This window comes from [Bacillus] selenitireducens MLS10 (assembly GCF_000093085.1).
Lineage (GTDB): Bacteria > Bacillota > Bacilli > Bacillales > Salisediminibacteriaceae > Salisediminibacterium > Salisediminibacterium selenitireducens.
Genome location: NC_014219.1, coordinates 644,018 through 663,158 on the forward strand (window position 1 = coordinate 644,018; position 19,141 = coordinate 663,158).

Consider the following 19,141-nt stretch of genomic DNA (forward strand, 5'->3'; position numbering starts at 1 on the left):
CTTTCGTCAGACAGTCATGGTGGTATCATCTGCGATCATGTCATTGACAGCCTCGATGATCTTCTCCGCGGACGGGAGGTAGAGATCCTCGAGGACCGGAGAGAATGGCACCGGGCAGTGTGGAGCGGTCACGCGTTTGATCGGTGCATCGAGGTAGTCGAACCCTTTGTCTGCGACGAGAGCGGCGATGTCAGTCGCGACATTGCACCGAGGATTCGCTTCGTCGACGATGACGAGACGGTTCGTTTTCATCACCGAATCGAGAATAATCTGTTCATCGAGAGGTGAGGTGCTCTTCGGGTCGACCACTTCCGCTTCGATGCCTTTTTTTCCGAGCATCATGGCGGCGTCAAGGGCCGTCTGGACCTGTTTGCCGATGGCAACGATCGTCAGGTCGGTTCCTTCGCGTCTGATTTCGCCTTTACCGATTGGGACGGTGTAGTACCCTTCAGGAACTTCGCCCTTAACGTTGTACAGTGTTTTGTCTTCAAAGAAAATCACCGGATCGTCATCTTCGATTGCCGCAAGGAGAAGCCCTTTTGCGTCATATGGCGTGGAAGGAATCACCACTTTAATCCCTGGAATCGCGGTGAACATGCCGTACAGACTCTGGGAATGCTGGGCGGCTGCTCTGAAACCTGCGCCGTGCATTGTCCGGACAACGAGGGGCACTTTCGCTTTCCCCCCAAACATGTAGCGGAGTTTGGCTCCCTGGTTCATCACTTCATCGAGGCAGCTGCCGATAAAATCATTGAACATCAGCTCGGCTACAGGACGCATGCCGGTGGCTGCACATGTCACGGCTGCCCCCATATACCCTGCCTCGGCGATCGGGGTATCGAGGACCCTGTCGCGGCCGAATTCAGTGGCGAGTCCCATTGTGACGCCCATGACTCCTCCCCAGGCTTCGCTGTCCTGCAGGTGATCCACTTCAGCTCCGCCTCCGACATCTTCGCCCATCAAAATCACGTTCTCATCGTTGCGCATGGCGATTTGCATGGCTTCGCGGATCGCTTCTGAAAAAGTCAGTTCTCTTGTCATCAGTATAGGCCTCCTTATTCAGACTCGTATTTGACGTAGACGTCAGTAGTCAGGTCATCAATGGTCGGATCCGGGCTCTCTTCAGCGAATGTAACAGAGCGGTTGACAGCTTCTTCAACGTCCTGATCGATCGTTTTCAGTTCGTCTTCGGTCATCAGGCTGTTCTCGAGAATGTACGCTCTGAATCGCCGGATGGCATCGTCCTCATTTAAATGACGCTCCTTGTCTTCGGCGGTTTTGTATTTCTGTGCATCTCCTTCGAAGTGGCCGTAGTTGCGGTATGTTTTGCATTCAATCAGTGTCGGACCTTCTCCTCTTTTCGCCCGTTCCACGGCCCGCTGTGCCGCTTCATAAACCGCAACGACGTCTTTACCGTCAACGATCTCTCCCGGGATGCCATAGCCCTGCGCCCGGTCAGCGATGTTTTCACACGAAGATGCGTACTCAAATGGCGTTGCTTCAGCGTAGCCATTGTTTTCAGCCACAAACAAAACCGGAAGATCCCAGATGGCAGCGAGGTTAATACCCTCATGGAACGTACCGTGGTTGCCGGCACCGTCTCCGAAGAAGCATGCGGAAACCCCGCCTGTCTTTTTCAGCTTTGCCGTCAGTGCAGCACCTGTGGCAAGCGGAAAACCGCCTCCGACGATGCCGTTCGCTCCGAGCATGCCTTTTTCCACGTCAGCAATGTGCATGGACCCGCCTTTGCCGTTGCAGAGCCCCGTTGATTTGCCGTACAGCTCCGCCATCATGCCGTCGAGTTCGCAGCCTTTGGCAATGCAGTGTCCGTGTCCGCGGTGGGTACTCGTGATTGTATCCTTGTCATCAAAGTGGGCACATACGCCGACGGCAACTGCTTCTTCCCCTGCATACAAATGAACAAATCCCGGCAGCTTTCCCTGGCCAAACAGCTCATGGACGCGGTCTTCAAACATGCGGATCTCCTGCATCTTCTGATACATCCACCGTGCCTTTTCCGTCGTGATCCCGGTGACTTCCTTTTCTGAAAGTTTCATTCGTTCTGCCTCCTTTTTTCTTCGTTGATCACTTGATACAACCCATCATCTGCATACGGACAAACGGCGGTCCATCACCTCCTGTTAAGATGTCTACAATGTACCTTGCAAAATCCATGCCAATAAGTAAGCGCTTACAAATCGAGCGTTCCCCCTTTTCACTGAGGAGATGTTCGATTTACGGGCTGATGTGGTGCGAAACAAAAAGAAACAAACAGACCGTCACGTATCTGTTTGTTTCACTTTGTGTCATTTTGTCTCATGAAGCCCGTACTTTCGCAATTTTCGGTAAAACGTGCTCCTCGACCAGCCGCTTCGTTCAAGGGCGCGTCCCCTGGCCCCGCCGGCAGCCTGCAAGGCGTCCATCAGTGTTTGTTTTTCAAGTTGTTCCGCATAGCTGAGAGGTGCCTCTCCCAGTGACTGGCGGGATTCACTGGTTTGTAGCACGTCCTTTGGCATATCCCCTGTCCGTTCTCCTGATGCGGAACCGATAATGGTGCGGATGGTGTCAGGGTCGGGCAATCTGTCAGGACAATAGATCCTCAGTCTGTCGAGGGAGAGCATGAGCTGACGGATATTGCCGGGCCAGGTGAAGCGTTGCCATTCTTCGAGGAGTTGCCGGGTCCAGACGACGGGCCATTCGTGTTGTATCTGATACTGACGGACAAATGCGGGAATATCCTCGCTTCGTTCCCTGAGAGATGGCAGGCGAAGCGGAAACGCATAAAGCCGGTAAAACAGATCTTCACGAAATGTCCCTTCATGGACCAGCGTCATCAGGTCACGGTTGGTTGCCGTGATTATGCGGACATTGCACGTGTGGAGCACATTGCTCCCGACTGGCATAAAAGACTGGTCGTCGAGGACCTTTAAAAGCGATACTTGCATGGCAGGGGAGAGTTCGGCAACCTCATCGAGAAAGAGCGTCCCTCCGTCAGCTTCAAGGAATTTGCCTTTATACCCGCTTTTCAGAGCGCCGGTAAACGCACCGGGTGCGTAACCGAACAGCTCGCTCGCGATCAGGCTGTCGGGAACTGCTCCACAGTTAATGTCGATAAACGGTCCGTTTGCACGGGGGCTGTTCCGGTGAAGGGCTTTGGCCATCATGCCTTTTCCGGTACCTGTTTCCCCTGAGAGATGAACAGGGACGTCCGCTTTTGCCAGGCATGAAGCCTGATCAAGGACGTTTCGAAACACGCTGCTGGTCCCCGTGATGCCTTCGAAGTGAAACGGGGCCCTTTTTTGCATAACAACGGACTGGTTTGCGTACGTGTCCTGGACGGATACCTGATACCCGATAATCCTTCCGCCTTTTGCGGAAAAGACGGGAAGTTTCATTTCAGTCCGGCAGCCTGTTGCATCTTCAAGTTCTTTGAGGCTGATCCAGGTGTCCCGATATTCTTTCAGTGATTCAAGGGCGTTGTCGATGAACACGATTTCTTCATCCCTGTTCATGAGTATGATAGGATCCGTTGCTTTCTGTCCGGTTATAGCAGCGGATATCAGTTCAAATTCATCTTCTTTCTGCCGCTTTTGCCATTCATGTTCCATTGCATAGGCAGAGGCGGCAACGGCACCGAGGGTGTGGACATGTTCGCAAGTGCCGACTCGGCTCGAAATATCAAGGACACCGAGGAGACGGCCATGGTCATCTTTAATCGGGGCAGCGGAGCAGACCCAATTTTGAGAAGCCCGTGCGAAATGTTCATGGCCAAATACCGTAATCGGTTCACAGGTCCGGATAGCAGTGCCGATGGCATTGGTCCCGACCTGTTCTTCCGTCCAGCGGATGCCTTCCACAAAATTGATATCGTTGGCCGATCGGCGTGTTTCAGGTTCCCCGGTCACGTTCAGGACATAGCCGTCGGGATCGATGAGCAGGAGAATGGACCCTGATCCTTTGAACAGTTTCTTGAGTTTCTGTAAATAAGGCAGGGCGATTTCCAGAAGCATCTGATTATGTTCTTTTTTCTCTTTCAGTTCTTCGAAAGTCAACAGTGTTGAACCTTTTCCGTCATAGGGATCCACCCCTGCAGACCTGCAAAATGTCCATGATTCAATGATGCGCTTTCTGAGCCGCGTTTCATCCACAGTTCCTTCCTCGAGAAAGCGCTTCCAAACCTGTTTGGTAATAGGTTGTTGCGACACCTGCTTCACCCCCTGAATGATTGAAAAGAGTCGGTAAACACGACTGACAGAGGAGCTGATCGTCTCGTATATGCAGCATTATTATAGCATATTCAAGATATTTTGTTCAGAATTTTTCGGCAAATACATGATCGATTCCGCTCGATGAGGTCGTTTCTTCTCATCATGGATGGGTGAATGATTGAGGCAAACTGATCATGCATCTGTAATCTGATCCGTTGAAGTATTGGTGGATCATCAGAATAAACGAGCGATAAAAGGATGGATCAAACATAATGTACAAATATCATAAATTGATGTATCATGATTCGAAGGGAATAATGCATATTTTTCAGGAGGAGGAAATTCCATGCATGCGGTGGCGGTTGACGATGAAAAACTCGGATTGGATTACATCGAACAGTTGCTGGAGCGGGTGCCTGAGATTGATCGTATTGAGCGGTTTCAAACAGCCGAAGGGGCTCTGGAGTTTATCAGGAACCACCCAGTCGACTTGCTCTTTTTGGATATTGAAATGCCCGGCATGAATGGTCTCGCCATGGCTGATACATTATCAGAGCTGAATCCAAAGCCCGAGATTGTGTTTGTTACAGCACACCGTGAGCATGCTCTCGATGCCTTTGACACCGGAGCCATGGATTACCTCGTGAAACCGATCCGCTTTGAGCGGCTGATAAAAACGATTGAGCGGTATAAACGGTTGAATAAAGAAGTGCCAGAAGCCATTAAAAAGAAGGGTAATGACATTCAGATCAGGATTCAAAATACCATTAGTGTAAAGGATGCAGAAGGGACTGAACACGAACTGGAGTGGCGCACCTCAAAGGCAAAAGAGCTGTTTTTGTATCTGCTGCATTTCAAAAACAGGACCGTTTCCAAATCGGATATCGTCGAGACCATCTGGTCTGGAAAGGATGTTGAGAAGGCATTTGCTCAGCTCTATACCGTGGTGTATCATACGAGAAAAGCATTGAACTGCTGTCAGGATGCTGTGAAGCTGATCAGCAACAAAGAAGGTTATAAACTGGAGGTTACCAATGCTTCTATTGATATCGATGAATGGACAGAACGTCTCTCCAAAGCAGAGACACTGCTTCGTCGGGGCGATACAGAGACAGTTGAACAGGCCCTGACAGACTACCATGGGGATTACCTCGCATACAGCAGCTTGCTTTGGCCGGAACAGGAACGTCTTAAGCAACAGCTTTTCTGGCAGGAAACCTGCCTTCAGCTTGCAAAGCATTATGAAGACAGCGGGCGCTTTGAAAGGGCACTGTACTGGCTCGAAGCGATCCTGCATAAACGGCCGCTTGATGAACGGATTCATTTACGCCTCATGAAATTATACGCATCTGAACATCGGACGGATCTCGTGCATACCCAGTATGAAAAGCTTGAATCTTTGTTAAGGGAGGAGCTCGGAACCGATCCGGATGACGCAGTGAAACAATGGTATGCAGATTTTTTGCAGCATATTTAAACGATCAGATGATGAAAGCATCGCTTCCATGACGTGCAGCCCTGGAAGCGATGCTTTTTTGTGTCTTAGGGGAGAAAAACAGTAATGATAATCCCTCCCCCGGACCGGTTGTCAATAACAAGGCCTTTTCCGTTCAAATGCTTGATGCGTGTGTGTGCGTTCAATAATCCGATGCCTTTCGTTTGTTCATTGGTTTGATGAGAGAGCAGCTGTCGGAGCTCATCTGCCTGACCGGGTCCGTTATCAGTGATTGTGATTAAAGCGCCCTCTTCATTCCGGTGGGCTCTGAGCGATACTTCCCCAGCAGCTGACGATTTGAGGGCCCCGTGGTTGATCGCATTTTCCATGAGGGTCTGAATGGCAAGTCTCGGGACATGAATAGTTGTTTCATCAGCAATATCAACAGATAGGGTCAGCCGGTCTTCAAAGCGGGTTTGTTCAATGAACAGATAGGGTTTGATCAGCGCCATTTCTTCTTCAAGGGTCACGAGGCCGGATGTCGTCGGGAGGCGAAAGCTGTGCTTTAAATAATCACCAAATTCATAAAGCAGTTCAACCATTCTGTCCGGATTCTTCTGGCTAAGAGAGGCAATGGCGTTTAACGTATTATATAAAAAGTGCGGTCTGATCTGTGACTGCAGGAGTGCTGCCTCCGTCTCGATCTGCTTTTGAGCAGAGTGTTTCATTTCCGTTAATGTTTGAACCCGTGCCTGTAGCTCAGACAGTTCAACCGGCTTGCTTACATAATCATTGGCACCTGCTTCAAAGCCGGAAATGATGTCTGCGGCATGGTAGCGCGGAGTCAGAAGCAAAACAGGAAGCGTAACGAGGTCATAGCGTTTGCGAATTTCTTCTGTCAATGTGTAACCTGACATATCGGGCATCATCACGTCAGAGATGACCAAGTCGAAGCGTGCCTCTGACAAATACGATAAAGCGGTTTCCCCATCGGAGGCCAAAGTAACGGCATAATCGGCGTTCAGTGCGTTTGCGATCAAGTCCAGATTAACAGGATCATCATCGACAAGCAGGAGAGAGCACTTATTACCGTCAGTTTGTTTCAAAGACTTTGCTTCTGCACTGTTCGCATGCAGTTGGCTTTTGGGAGTCTGAGGCGTGACTGTTTTCTCTGTGGTGGTTGAAACAGGCCAAGAGAGATGTATTTCTGTGCCCTGTCCTTCTTCGGAAAGGATTTGAAAATGACCACCGTGCAGACAGGTGAGTTCTTTACTGATATTCAAACCGATTCCGATTCCGCTCATCGTGGCATTACTGCCCTGCTCATAAGGAGTCATCAGGCGTTCAATATCGGAAGAAGCGATCCCGGATCCGGTATCCGCAATGATGATCTGAACAAACTCTGCCCTTCCATTGCGCTTAACAGAAACACGGATTTTGCCTTGATCGGTAAATTTGACGGCATTATGCAACAGGTTATAAATCACCTGAAAGAACCGCTCCTGATCAGCATAGATCATTGGAAGGTCCTTTTCAGTATCAACTTCGATCTGTACATTCTTGCCCGCTATCTGATAAGAGAGTATCTCAGCAATGGTCCTGACTGTGGCATTCGCATCGACAGGTTCAGGTAAGAGACGGATCCGTGATTCTTTCAACAGTGTAAAATCCCTCAGGTCATCGAGAATGAATTTCATCTGATCCCCGATTTTGCGGTTCAGCTGAAGCTCATTCCTGATGGCTTCTTTCGGTTTCGTATCGAGCTGTTGCAAGATCGTATCGGTAATCGTCAGGATCCCGAGCAGCGGGTTTCTCAGTTCATGTGCTGTATTGGCGAGGAACTGATCTTTGTTTGCTTCATTTTCAATGATGATGTTGGCCTGGCGGTGATTCTCCCGCGTGATGTCTGTGTGCTGTTTGATGACCAGACCCATCAGTGCCATCATCGAAAAAATGAAGTCAGCGGGATAGAACGGATACTGGAGGATGTTCAGTTTGATCATACTCCCCCAGACCATATTCGATGTATAGGCGAGAAGAAAGACCAGGATAAAGTATGCGTATTGGTTCCCCCGGAGAATCGAGCGGATGGTGAGCGTGATCATCGTTAGAGAAAAGACTGGAAACATCAGCATCGTAACATTCGTAAACTCGGAAAAATAATCAGCAGGCACGAAAAAAATGATCGATGCATAGGAGATGAAGAATACGGAAGCGATTTTCATCACCAGTTTTGGAAGGTTGACCGTTACAGATACGATCAGAAACATCACATAGAGCGTCAAGACAAATAAAGACAGGAGCATCCTCAAAGAATCCGATAGGGATACAGGGAACATCAGCAACGCTTCATCGTCTAGAAAGACACCTGTTGCGAACATCAACAGCATGAGTCCGAATAACAAAAGCAATGGGTTCTTTTTCTGCTTTGGCAAAAGATAGAGAACGATGGCGTACACCGCATGCAAGAGAAGGATAAGTCCTGCGGAGAGCTGGAGGCCTTTTGAGATTGAGGCAACAGACGCCATCGTTTCCTCTGATCCGATGAGAATATCACGGTCAAGTCCGCCCCGCTGTGCGAGGGCCCGGTTCGAGACGACGACATGCAGCGTCAGCTCTTGATCCTCCCCTGGATGAAACGTCACATCGACAGGCCCATAGTCCATACCACGGTCATCTCTCTCATGATCGAGGCTGTTAAAGCTGTGGATCTGTTCCCCGTTGGCATAGATCTCAGCTGCGCTGTTGATTTCATAAAATCTCAGTCCGATAGCTGCATCGAGATCATCCGGGAGCGTTAAGTGCAGACGGTAGGTCCCTTCACCAGAATAATTGTTTTCATTATTCTGGAAATGTTGATTCCAGGAGGCAGGTACGAACTGGGTTTCTCCCATTTCACTATAAGATTTTTCAGTCACACGCTCATTCGGATCGAACAGCCATGTGCCACTGAGGCTGTAAATGCGGCCGTCTTCAAATGAAGCGTCACTCATGTCGAGGTAACCGCCTGAGACTTCCGTGAATGGCTCCTCCTGGAACTGGTGCAACCAGGCGAAGCGCAAACCGGTAAACAGTACCAGCGACAAGATCATCACCAAACTAATGTTACGGAACGATTGCGTCTTATTCATATACGTCTTCCTTTCACAATGATCGGATTTGTCTTGTAAAGAAATTGTAAAGATTGGGCAAGTATACTGAACATGTATGGGTTTTTATTTTGGGTATATTTGGATTATGAAGGGTTGTTCATCCACATGCGGTCTTCATGTGCATTGCCCGAATGGAAACGTTGATGAGATGACTGTATGTGGGCACTTGGTCATTTCGGAGTGAGTAGTGCAACCGGCCGAGCAGTATTGCTTTGGCCTCTTTGTTTTATAAAAAGCCGGTTTTAATACCAAGGAGATATTTCCTCTTCATTACGCGATATTTATTTGATGCCGTAATGAGGATAAATTCATAACTAAAAAACAAACCTGGGGGGTGAGATGCATAAAACATTAAAAAAACATCAAAATGCCCGGAGACTTTTCAAACAGATGAAGGACAAAGTCTTTGAATCGTTACCGGCTATGTAAAGACATTCAGGAAAGAGCCTGTGCATTCAACATAGCACAGTTTAAGATACGCTTCATCCGTTTAAGAAAATGATAACTGAAAAAGGAGAGGGAAATGATGAAGAACAAAGCCGTATTAGTGTTATTGACATTTGTGTTGTTGTTTCAAACTGTTACGAGCAGTCTGTTTCTTGCAGGAGGTGTATCTGCGGATCAGTCGGACAAGGAGGATGTGGCGAGTGTATTTAACGATGTTCATATTTTAAACGAAGAGGGAGAGTCACCGGAACCGGGCAAATCAGAAGCAGTCACCGTGACTGTTGACTGGACGACTGAAGAAGTTGATGTGCATGAATCCTATGAAGAGTCTCTTCAGCTTCCGGAAGAAGTCGAGGTTGAAGAATCGACCGGCGATCTCATTGCAGAGGACGGTGAAGGTGAATCTGTGACAGTCGGTACATATCAAGTAACAGAAGAAGGGCTTGTGACTGTTTTGTTTAGGTCACAGCCGTCAGATAAGGCTGAAAAAGCGACTTTGAATCTCACAGAAGAGAAAAGCGATCCTTCCGAAAACGCTGAGATCTCGTCTGAAGATCAAATGACGGATTCAGAAGAGAACAATGAGGAATCTATTAAAGACGAAAAGCAAGTGACGGAGACAGAAAATGCAGGATCGGAGGAAGAAGAGGTACATGTATTCGAGGGCAGCTTCTCGTTCAGCGCTGTGTACACTTCTCTTGAAGGTGAAGAAGATGCAGAGACAGGGGAAGTAAACAAAGAAGAAATGGATAAAGATGAAGGGTATGAAGATCGGAAAGAAAGCGACGAAGAAAAAGAGAGCGAATCCCTGAATACTTCTGATTCAGAATTTTCAATGATGAGCAATGGCAATGTCATTACTGAAAACATCATAACCAATGTTACAGTTAAAAAAGATGGAGTTACTCTCGAAGACGGAACAGCTTTGGAGATCGAGCCTCCGTTCAGTAATACATCATTGGAGCTGTCCTATGATTTTGAACTCATGGATGGTCATGGCTATACTGATGGTGCAAGCTATACCATTCCAGTTCCCGATATGTTTACGATCCCTCAAATACCTGAATCAGGAGCTATTGATTTAACGCGGGCAGACGGGACTGTTTTTGGGACATTTTACGCGGACGGTAACGATATTATTATTGTTTTTAATGATGAGATTGAACAGGCGTCGAATGTCACAGGAAATATTACTTTGCAGGCCGATTTTGATGATGCCTATGATGGCCCGGCAGAGGGAGACAAAATAGTTATTCCTTTTGGAGACGATGAATCCCTTGAATTCCCAATTTCATTTATTCCAGATGAAAACGGTCTGGATAAACAAGCGATCGGGAATCGCGGATACAATACAGAATTCATTACTTGGACGGTGGACGTCAACAAAAACCTGCAAACGATCGAAAACGCACAGTTAACAGATAAGCTAACTCAGGGCGATCACTCGTTTATTGAGGATTCTTTTGAAATCTATGAACTAGATATGAATGCGGATGGATCATTTAATGAACCATTGATTGATGTTACGGAAAGTCTGCTAGATAATGGATTCACGTTAAGCCTTAGTGATGACGAGTTTGATTTAGCCATGGGTACGATTGATTCAGCCTACCGGCTTGTGTATCAAACGGAGATCAACGACCGCGTTGGTGAAGAATATAAAAATGGCGCCACGTTAATAGGAGACGATTTGGAACTGAACACAGATGCGACGGTAGCTGTAACAAGAGGTGTGCCACTTGCCAAAGAGGCCACCGGATATGACGATGTCAATCAGACCATCGACTGGGAAGTGAAATATAACTATGACGAAAAAGAAATTTCCCAGGCAGAAGCGAAATTGACCGATGTGTTTGGTGATGCGAACCAGACCTTAAACGAAGACTCTTTTGAAGTATTCCTCGTATCCATTGATCCGGATACGGGTGAAGAAACGGGTCAGGAACCCTACACAGATTACTCGCTTACTGTTACGGAAAACGGATATGTGCTTGAATTTGATGAAGATATTACGGATGCATTTAAAATCAGATACCAGACTAATACAATCGACCGGGTTGATGAAGACGCAAATGTTACAAATGAAATTTCCGATGAATTTGACAACACGTCAGAAGGCAGCCAATCCATCGGTCAGGGTATTTTGATAAAAAACAATACAGACGCAGATTATCAGGAGAAAACCACCGACTGGTCTGTCACAATCAATCGTGATGAACAGCTGATGCAGAATACAGTCTTTGTGGATACACTGCCGGATGGCTTTACCTTTGATCAGGATTCCCTTTCTATCAGTGGATATTCCGGCGATTATGAGGTTGCATACAATGCTGAAAACAGTGAAGTAAAGGTTACATTCAACGATAACATCACTGAACGGGTGACAATTTCGTATACGACAGATATTGATTACAATTTGGTTGAAAGAGATGCCGACGGAAAAATTCTGAGTGGCTACTCGAATAGCGCCTCAGTCAAATGGATTCCTGAAGGGGAAGAGAACAGCGTGAGTAAGTCAGGTAGTGCAATATTCAATCCTGATGAATTTACGAGGAATAACGGGTTCAAATTCGGCAGCTACAATGTGGCGGATAAAGAAATTACCTGGACGATTGGTGTGAATTATAACGAAGAAAATCTGGAAAATGTGATCGTGAATGATCCCATATCAGGAAACCAGAATTTCGACATTGAAAATGTTGCGATTTATGAAATGAATATGACTCCTGGAGCCGATGATTTTGAATTGGGTGAGGACGTTACTGATTCTGATGATTTTACAATCACACCCGAAACTGATCCGGTAGGATTCAATGTCAGTTTTGGAAACATCAGTGAAGGATATGTCATTGTATTTACAACTGATTTCGAAGGCCAATCTGTAGAAGAGAAATACGAAAACACGGCCACAGTTGAAAGCGACAATCGTGAAGAGGCAAATCTTGAAGCATCGGTCAGTCCACGATTCGGTGGTGAATTTTCAACGAAGCAGGGCCGACAGAGTGCTGAGAACGGCAGGATTGTCAATTGGACCGTCAATGTGAATTTCAGTCAGTCGGAAATTGAGAATCTGGTCATCGAGGATACACCTAGTATCAATCAGACAATTTTGCAAGATACGCTGAGGATTTATGAAACGACGGCGACGGAGTCGAATATTCTAAAAGATGAAAACGCCACTTTGACGGAAGGCAATGATTATACAATTACGTTCACTGAAGATGAAGATGGCCAGGAATCGTATACAATTACTTTTATCAATGATAAAAGTACAATCGACCGTGCATATGTCCTTGAATATGACACGTATATCCTTTATGAGGGAGATGGCAATATCGCCAACGACCTCTCCATCAGCGGTGAACAAGTTGCCGAAGACGAGGGTGGATCAACGGTTAATCAAACAATCAGTTTTAATAACATCAGCGGTTCTATCACTGGTGAGGTGGGTGCCCTTCAAATCGGGAAAATCGATGCCGAAGATAATGATAAGTCTCTTGAAGGAGCTGTATTTCATCTTTATGATGAGACTGGCGAAGTCCTCATACGCACCGGGACAACGGATGAAAATGGTGCATTACGCTTTGTCAATCTGCTGTACGGGGAGTATCAACTTGAAGAAGTATCACCTCCGGATGATTATGCTCTCGACCCGAATGCCGATAATCCTCAAACCGTTGAGGTGAATGCGGACAGCGGAACAGTAGGAGAGGCGGATGTGACCGTTCAGAATTATGAAATCAAACGTGATGTTCGCTTGACGAAGATTGACGGTACGACAGGAGAGACCCTTGAGGGCGTTACATTCCGTCTGTTTGACAATGACGACAACCAAATCGACGGAGACTATGATACAGACAGTAACGGTGTTATTTATATAGAGGATCTGGCCCCTGGAGACTATTATTTCAAGGAGTCAGAGGCGAGAGAGCATTATCAGGATAATGACACCGAATATCACTTTACCATTAAGGAAGACCACATCATATTGGATATTGATGCAGATGCGATCACCGTAGAGAATGAGCTGATTCCTGGCAGTGGATTTATGGGAAAAATTGATGCAGACAGAGTGTCAGGCGATAACCGTCTTGAAGGAGCAACATTCCGTATCGTCAATATCGATCAAGATCCGGAAATTAATTTTTCGCGAACAGTAACCTCTGATGCGGACGGTCGAATTGATACAGGTGACTTACGCCCGGGCTCATATACAATCGAAGAAGTATCAGCCCCTTCTGGTTTTGAACTATCCGGGCAGGATCCGATCGAGTTTGAGATTGAACGAAGCCAGGCGGATCCAATCGAAATCAGTTCGGACCCGTTCGAAAACAATGTAAAAACGACTGCCATTGAAGTAACGAAGCAAGATTCAATCAATGGTCAGATGTTACCGGGTGCAGAGTTTGAATTAACCTATTCAGAAGGGGATTATTATGATTCTTCAACTCCTTTCTCTGCGCTAACTCGTGAAACAGATGAAAATGGAATACTGCGTTTTGAAGATTTGAAACCGGGGACTTACGAACTCAGAGAGACCGAGTCTCCTGAAGGGTATATCGCAGACGATACGCCAATAGAGGTTACCGTTACACTTGGAGATGTTCATAATGAACGGACGGTTGGTGTGACTGTCGATAATGACCCATTTGCGAACATTACATTGACGAAAGTTGATTCGGAAACTGGAACATCTCTCGGAGGGGCGGTATTCGCTCTTGAAGATGATGATGAAAATGTCATTGACGGCTTCGACGAACTGGTAACCGATGCTGAAGGAAAGATCAGTATTACCGGTTTGCCGGCGGGTGATTATCAAATAAGGGAAGTAACTGCTCCTGATGGTTATGAGATTCAGGATGGCGGCTTTATTTCCGATGTGTTGAAAGTGGATGAAACTGTGACGGAAACGATCGAACTCGAGATCGGTGATGTTCGGAATGATATCATTAAGGGTTCGGTCAGAGTTGTCAAAGTTGACGGCGAATCCAATGAAAGACTGGAAAATGTTGAATTTACTTTACGTGCTGTCGACTTGGTTAACGGTGGAACATACAGTGAAACCAGTCATACAACTGACAGTAACGGTGAAATCATTGTAGAGGACCTGAGGCCGGGAAGTTATGTCTTTGAGGAAGTGAACCCTCTAGCTGGTTATCAGCCACACTGGGGTGATATCGGGTTCGAGATTGATTTTCCGCATGATGAAGCACAGATTGATATTGAGGTATTAAATTATGAACTGATAACTGTTGATGTCGAAAAGCAGTGGAATGATGGTGACAATGCAAATGAAAATCGTCCTGATCTTGTTTCTGTTGAACTGCTTCAAGACGGTGAAACAACAGGAAACACGATAGACCTGACGTCTGCGAACGACTGGCAGCACACGTTTGAAAACTTGGATGCCGTTGATGAAAATGGCGAATTCTATTCTTATACAGTCGCTGAGCTGCATCCGGGACAAAATTATCAGCTGCAGGGTTCAATCGATGGAAATCAGACTGAAGGATTTACCATTACAAATGTTGAAACCCGAAGCATTGATATCGAAAAAATATGGTTGGACGATCAAAACAGATTGAACGAACGGCCTGACCGTATTGAAGTTCAGCTTTATCAAAACGGTGAACCTATTGGAGAAACTGAAGAGCTCACAGGACCCCAGTGGACTACACAATTTCCTGATTTGCCGGTTTATGATGCATCCGGTGCGCTATACAATTATGCCGTAGAAGAGACGACGGAAGATGGCCGCTATGAACTGGTGGAAGTGAGTGGAAATCAGGACAGTGGTTTTGAAATTGTCAACAGGCTTACCGGGGAAGTGGATATTCCGGTGATCAAAGAGTGGCTTGATACTGACGGATCGGCAGAAAGACCATCTACGATCGTCGTCGATGTTTATCAGAAGCTCTATAATGATGCTGAATATCTGAATGATGCATTTGACAGATTGGTTATCAGCCCGGACAGTGAAGGACACTGGGAAGGAGAATTCACTGGACTTCCGGAGTTTGATGAGCAAGGAAAAGAGTATGATTACGAGATTGTCGAAGTTCCGGTTCCTGGCTATTCTTCCTCTGTAACTGATGAAGATGGAGAAGTGACGATTATCAACACCAGAACGGGTAAAGTGGCAGTTGAAGGTGTGAAATCCTGGCAGGACGATGACGAAGCAGATCGTCCCGATGAAGTGACGGTAAACCTGCTCAGAAATCAAACGGTAGTGGATTCTGTTACGGTAACTGAAAATGAAAATTGGCAATACAGCTTCACTGATCTGCCAGAGTTCGATGAAAATGGTGCAACGTATACGTATACGCTCTCAGAACATGACGTACCGGGTTACGCCGTGAGCATTGATGGATTTGATTTGACAAATACACGTTCAGAGTTAAGGGATATCGAAGTGACGAAAGGTTGGCTGGATGATAATAATCCGGAACGTCCGGATGAGATCACAATTACACTTCTGGGAAATGGATCTCCTGTTGAAACGGTCAATATGACGGATGAAGATGGATGGGTTCATGTGTTTGAGGATCTCGACGCATTTGATGGCCAGGGGCAGGCGATTTCATACAGCGTTGAAGAAGATGCGATTGAAGGATACGAAACGCAAATTGATGGATTTAACATTACCAATCTTCGCTCTGAGACCATGGACATTGACGTGAACAAAACATGGCTCGATGACCAGAATGCAACGGGCGAAAGACCGGATTTCATAGTCGTGGAACTTTTCAGAAGTGACGATCCGGACAAAGCTGTAGATACGAAAGTGATTCGTAATAGCGACGATTGGCAACATACATTCACTGATATGGAGAAGTTCGATCAAAATGGTGTTGCATACAGCTATGAGATTGTTGAAACACCGGTATCCGGCTATGAGGTATCTACAAACGCAGTTGAGTCGGGATTTGAACTGACCAATCTGAGGCAGGGAACAATCAGTATTGATGTAATGAAAGAGTGGAATGATCAGTCGTCCACCGCTAATCGTCCTGATGATATTACAGTATTCTTATACAGAAGTGACGATAGCGATACGCCGTATGCTTCTGCAACGATCGAGAATGACGGTGGTTTATGGTCACATACATTCGAAGATTTGGATCAGTTCGATGATCAGGGTGTGGCCTATAATTATGTTGTAGAAGAAGAGCCAGTAGAAAATTACAACACCGAACCGCTCTCAGGTAATCCGGATGAGGGATTTGTGATCACGAATACTCTTCAGACGGAAGTAGCTGTTGAGAAAATTTGGCTTGATACAGAAGAGACAGAGGATCGCCCGGATTCAGTCATAATTGATTTAATCCGTGATGGAAATGTCTATGACACAAATGTAATTGACGAGAGTACACAGTGGCAGGCGGTTTTCGAAGGCCTTTCGAAATATACTCCTGAAGGAGATCTCTATGAGTATACTGTTGAGGAACGTGATGTAACAGATGCTTATACACTTGCCGAAATCTCCGGCAGTGCAGAAGACGGTTACACAGTTACGAATCTCCGCACAGGTGAAGTCACGGTTGAAGGGACGAAAACCTGGCAGGACGACAATGAATCAGACCGTCCGGAAGCGATTCGTCTGAATCTTCTTCAAAACCAGGCTGTCATCGAGACAATGGAAGTAACTTCAGAAGATGATTGGAGCTATGCATTTACTGATTTGCCGGAGTTTGATGAGAACGGTGAAGCCTATGAATATGCGGTCACTGAACAGGATGTCCCGGGTTATGCGGTTACGGTTGACGGTTTTGACCTGACCAATACGAGAAGCGAACAGCGGGATATTGAAGTGACGAAGGGCTGGCTCGATGATCACAGTGAAGATCGACCAGAAGAAATCACAGTGACTCTGTTTGCAAACGGGCAAGCAATGGAGACTGTCGAGATAAAAGAAGAGGACGAGTGGGTATACGTCTTTGATGATCTTGAGTCTTATGATGAACAGGGACAGGCAATCTCGTACAGCATTGAAGAAGAGTCGGTTGATGGGTATGAGACGACGATCGATGGATTTAACATTACGAACCTACGTGTTGGCGAGACAGAAGTCGAAGGCGCGAAAGTTTGGCTGGACGAACAGAGCTCAGAAATGAGGCCTGATGTAATTGAAGTGCATCTGTATCAAAACGGTTCCTTATATGAAACGGTTGAGGTAACAGAAGCCACTGATTGGACGTATTCATTCACGGACCTTGATAAGTATGACGGTCAAGGAAAAATGATTGAATATACAGTGGATGAATCTGCGGTTGACGGTTATACAACTGTAATTAATGGATTTGAAATAACGAATGTGCGCAGTGGTATCACACAAATTCCAGTTGAAAAAGTTTGGCTGGATGACGAGGATGCAACAGATGCAAGACCGGATTCTATTACAGTTCAATTGTTTAGAAGCGATGATGAGGAAACGTCTTATCAAAACGCGATACTTGACGCAAATGGAGAATGGACTTATGAGTTCTCTGACTTGCCATTATTTGATGATAGAGGACAACCTTATGAATATCAGGTTCGGGAAGTTCCGGTTGAGGGCTATTCAGATAATATTGTTGTGCAAGTTGAGAACGGTTATGTAGTAACAAATACGAGATATGAGGAAATAGATCTTGATGTTACAAAAGTATGGCTAGATGGCGAGGACACGAGTGCCAGACCAGAAACAATCACCGTTGATTTGTACCGTAATGATAACCTGAATGAACCGTTGGATTCCATTGTTCTCGATGGATCTTATAACAGTTGGTATCATACGTTTGAAAATCTTGACCGGTTTGATGAAGACGGTGTTGAATACGTATACAGTGTCGAGGAGCGTGAAATTCTTGAGGGATACGAACTGAAAGATATTACATTGGATGACGAAAATCTCTTTACAGTCACGAATCTCCGCACAGGTGAAGTCACGGTTGAAGGGACGAAAACCTGGCAGGACGACAATGAATCAGACCGTCCGGAAGCGATTCGTCTGAATCTTCTTCAAAACCAGGCTGTCATCGAGACAATGGAAGTAACTTCAGAAGATGATTGGAGCTATGCATTTACTGATTTGCCGGAGTTTGATGAGAACGGTGAAGCCTATGAATATGCGGTCACTGAACAGGATGTCCCGGGTTATGCGGTTACGGTTGACGGTTTTGACCTGACCAATACGAGAAGCGAACAGCGGGATATTGAAGTGACGAAGGGCTGGCTCGATGATCACAGTGAAGATCGACCAGAAGAAATCACAGTGACTCTGTTTGCAAACGGGCAAGCAATGGAGACTGTCGAGATAAAAGAAGAAGACGAGTGGGTATACGTCTTTGAAGATCTCGAATCTTATGATGAACAGGGACAGGCAATCTCGTACAGCATTGAAGAAGAGTCGGTCGACGGTTACGAGACGACGATCGATGGATTTAACATTACGAACCTACGTGTAGGTGATAAAACAGTATCAGGCACGAAAACCTGGGTGAATGATTCAGAAAATCAACGGCCAGAGACGATCGATGTTCTGCTATTGCAAAACGGACAGCAAATTGATGAAGTCGAAGTCGGTTCGTCAGAAGATTGGACATTCATGTTTAATAATCTTCCGGCTTTTGATTCGAACGGAAAAGCTTATGTGTACTCTGTCGAAGAAGGTGATGTACCGGGATATCAGGCTGAGATAGTTGGCTTCGATATTATCAACACGTACCAACCGCCGGGAGAAAAAGAAACAGATGAACCGGATGAAAGTGAATCGGAATCATCAAGTGATAAGGATGGCGGCACACTGCCATCTACAGCAACAAATATGTATCTTTATCTGTTTGCAGGTTTAATGCTTGTACTTGCCGGAGTCGGGACCTTAATTGCAGGAAGAAGAAAAAACCGAAAGTCTGAGTGAT

At 46.2% G+C, this 19,141-nt stretch carries 6 protein-coding genes and 1 riboswitch; of the genes, 2 read left to right on the plus strand and 4 right to left on the minus strand.

What is annotated here, in order from left to right:
• Positions 1-6: 6 nt before the first annotated feature.
• The 3 genes from BSEL_RS03195 to BSEL_RS03205 all read right to left on the minus strand — a co-directional run bounded on the left by BSEL_RS03195 (position 7) and on the right by BSEL_RS03205 (position 4,205).
• Entirely contained in the window at positions 7-1,041 is a 1,035-nt protein-coding gene (locus BSEL_RS03195; protein WP_013171566.1) for an alpha-ketoacid dehydrogenase subunit beta, read from the minus strand.
• A gap of 14 nt (positions 1,042-1,055) precedes the next feature.
• On the minus strand, positions 1,056-2,057 hold the full coding sequence (locus tag BSEL_RS03200; protein WP_013171567.1) for a thiamine pyrophosphate-dependent dehydrogenase E1 component subunit alpha: 1,002 nt from the start codon (positions 2,055-2,057) through the stop codon (positions 1,056-1,058).
• 249 nt (positions 2,058-2,306) lie between these two features.
• Positions 2,307-4,205, minus strand: a complete 1,899-nt coding sequence (locus BSEL_RS03205; protein ID WP_013171568.1) for a sigma-54-dependent Fis family transcriptional regulator — start codon at positions 4,203-4,205, stop codon at positions 2,307-2,309.
• A 349-nt stretch (positions 4,206-4,554) separates the two neighbouring features.
• Between BSEL_RS03205 and BSEL_RS03210 the strand changes: the two genes are divergently transcribed.
• A complete protein-coding gene (locus BSEL_RS03210; protein ID WP_013171569.1) occupies positions 4,555-5,685 on the plus strand; it encodes a response regulator in 1,131 nt (376 codons plus the stop codon).
• Between the two features lie 65 nt (positions 5,686-5,750).
• Here the strand turns inward: BSEL_RS03210 and BSEL_RS03215 are convergent, their stop codons facing one another.
• Complete coding sequence (locus BSEL_RS03215) at positions 5,751-8,774, minus strand: ATP-binding protein (protein ID WP_013171570.1); 3,024 nt, start codon at positions 8,772-8,774, stop codon at positions 5,751-5,753.
• 145 nt (positions 8,775-8,919) lie between these two features.
• Positions 8,920-8,999, plus strand: a riboswitch (cyclic di-GMP riboswitch).
• 319 nt (positions 9,000-9,318) lie between these two features.
• Here BSEL_RS03215 and BSEL_RS17675 point away from each other — a divergent pair.
• A complete protein-coding gene (locus BSEL_RS17675; protein ID WP_013171571.1) occupies positions 9,319-19,140 on the plus strand; it encodes a Cna B-type domain-containing protein in 9,822 nt (3,273 codons plus the stop codon).
• The last annotated feature ends 1 nt before the right edge of the window (position 19,141 follow it).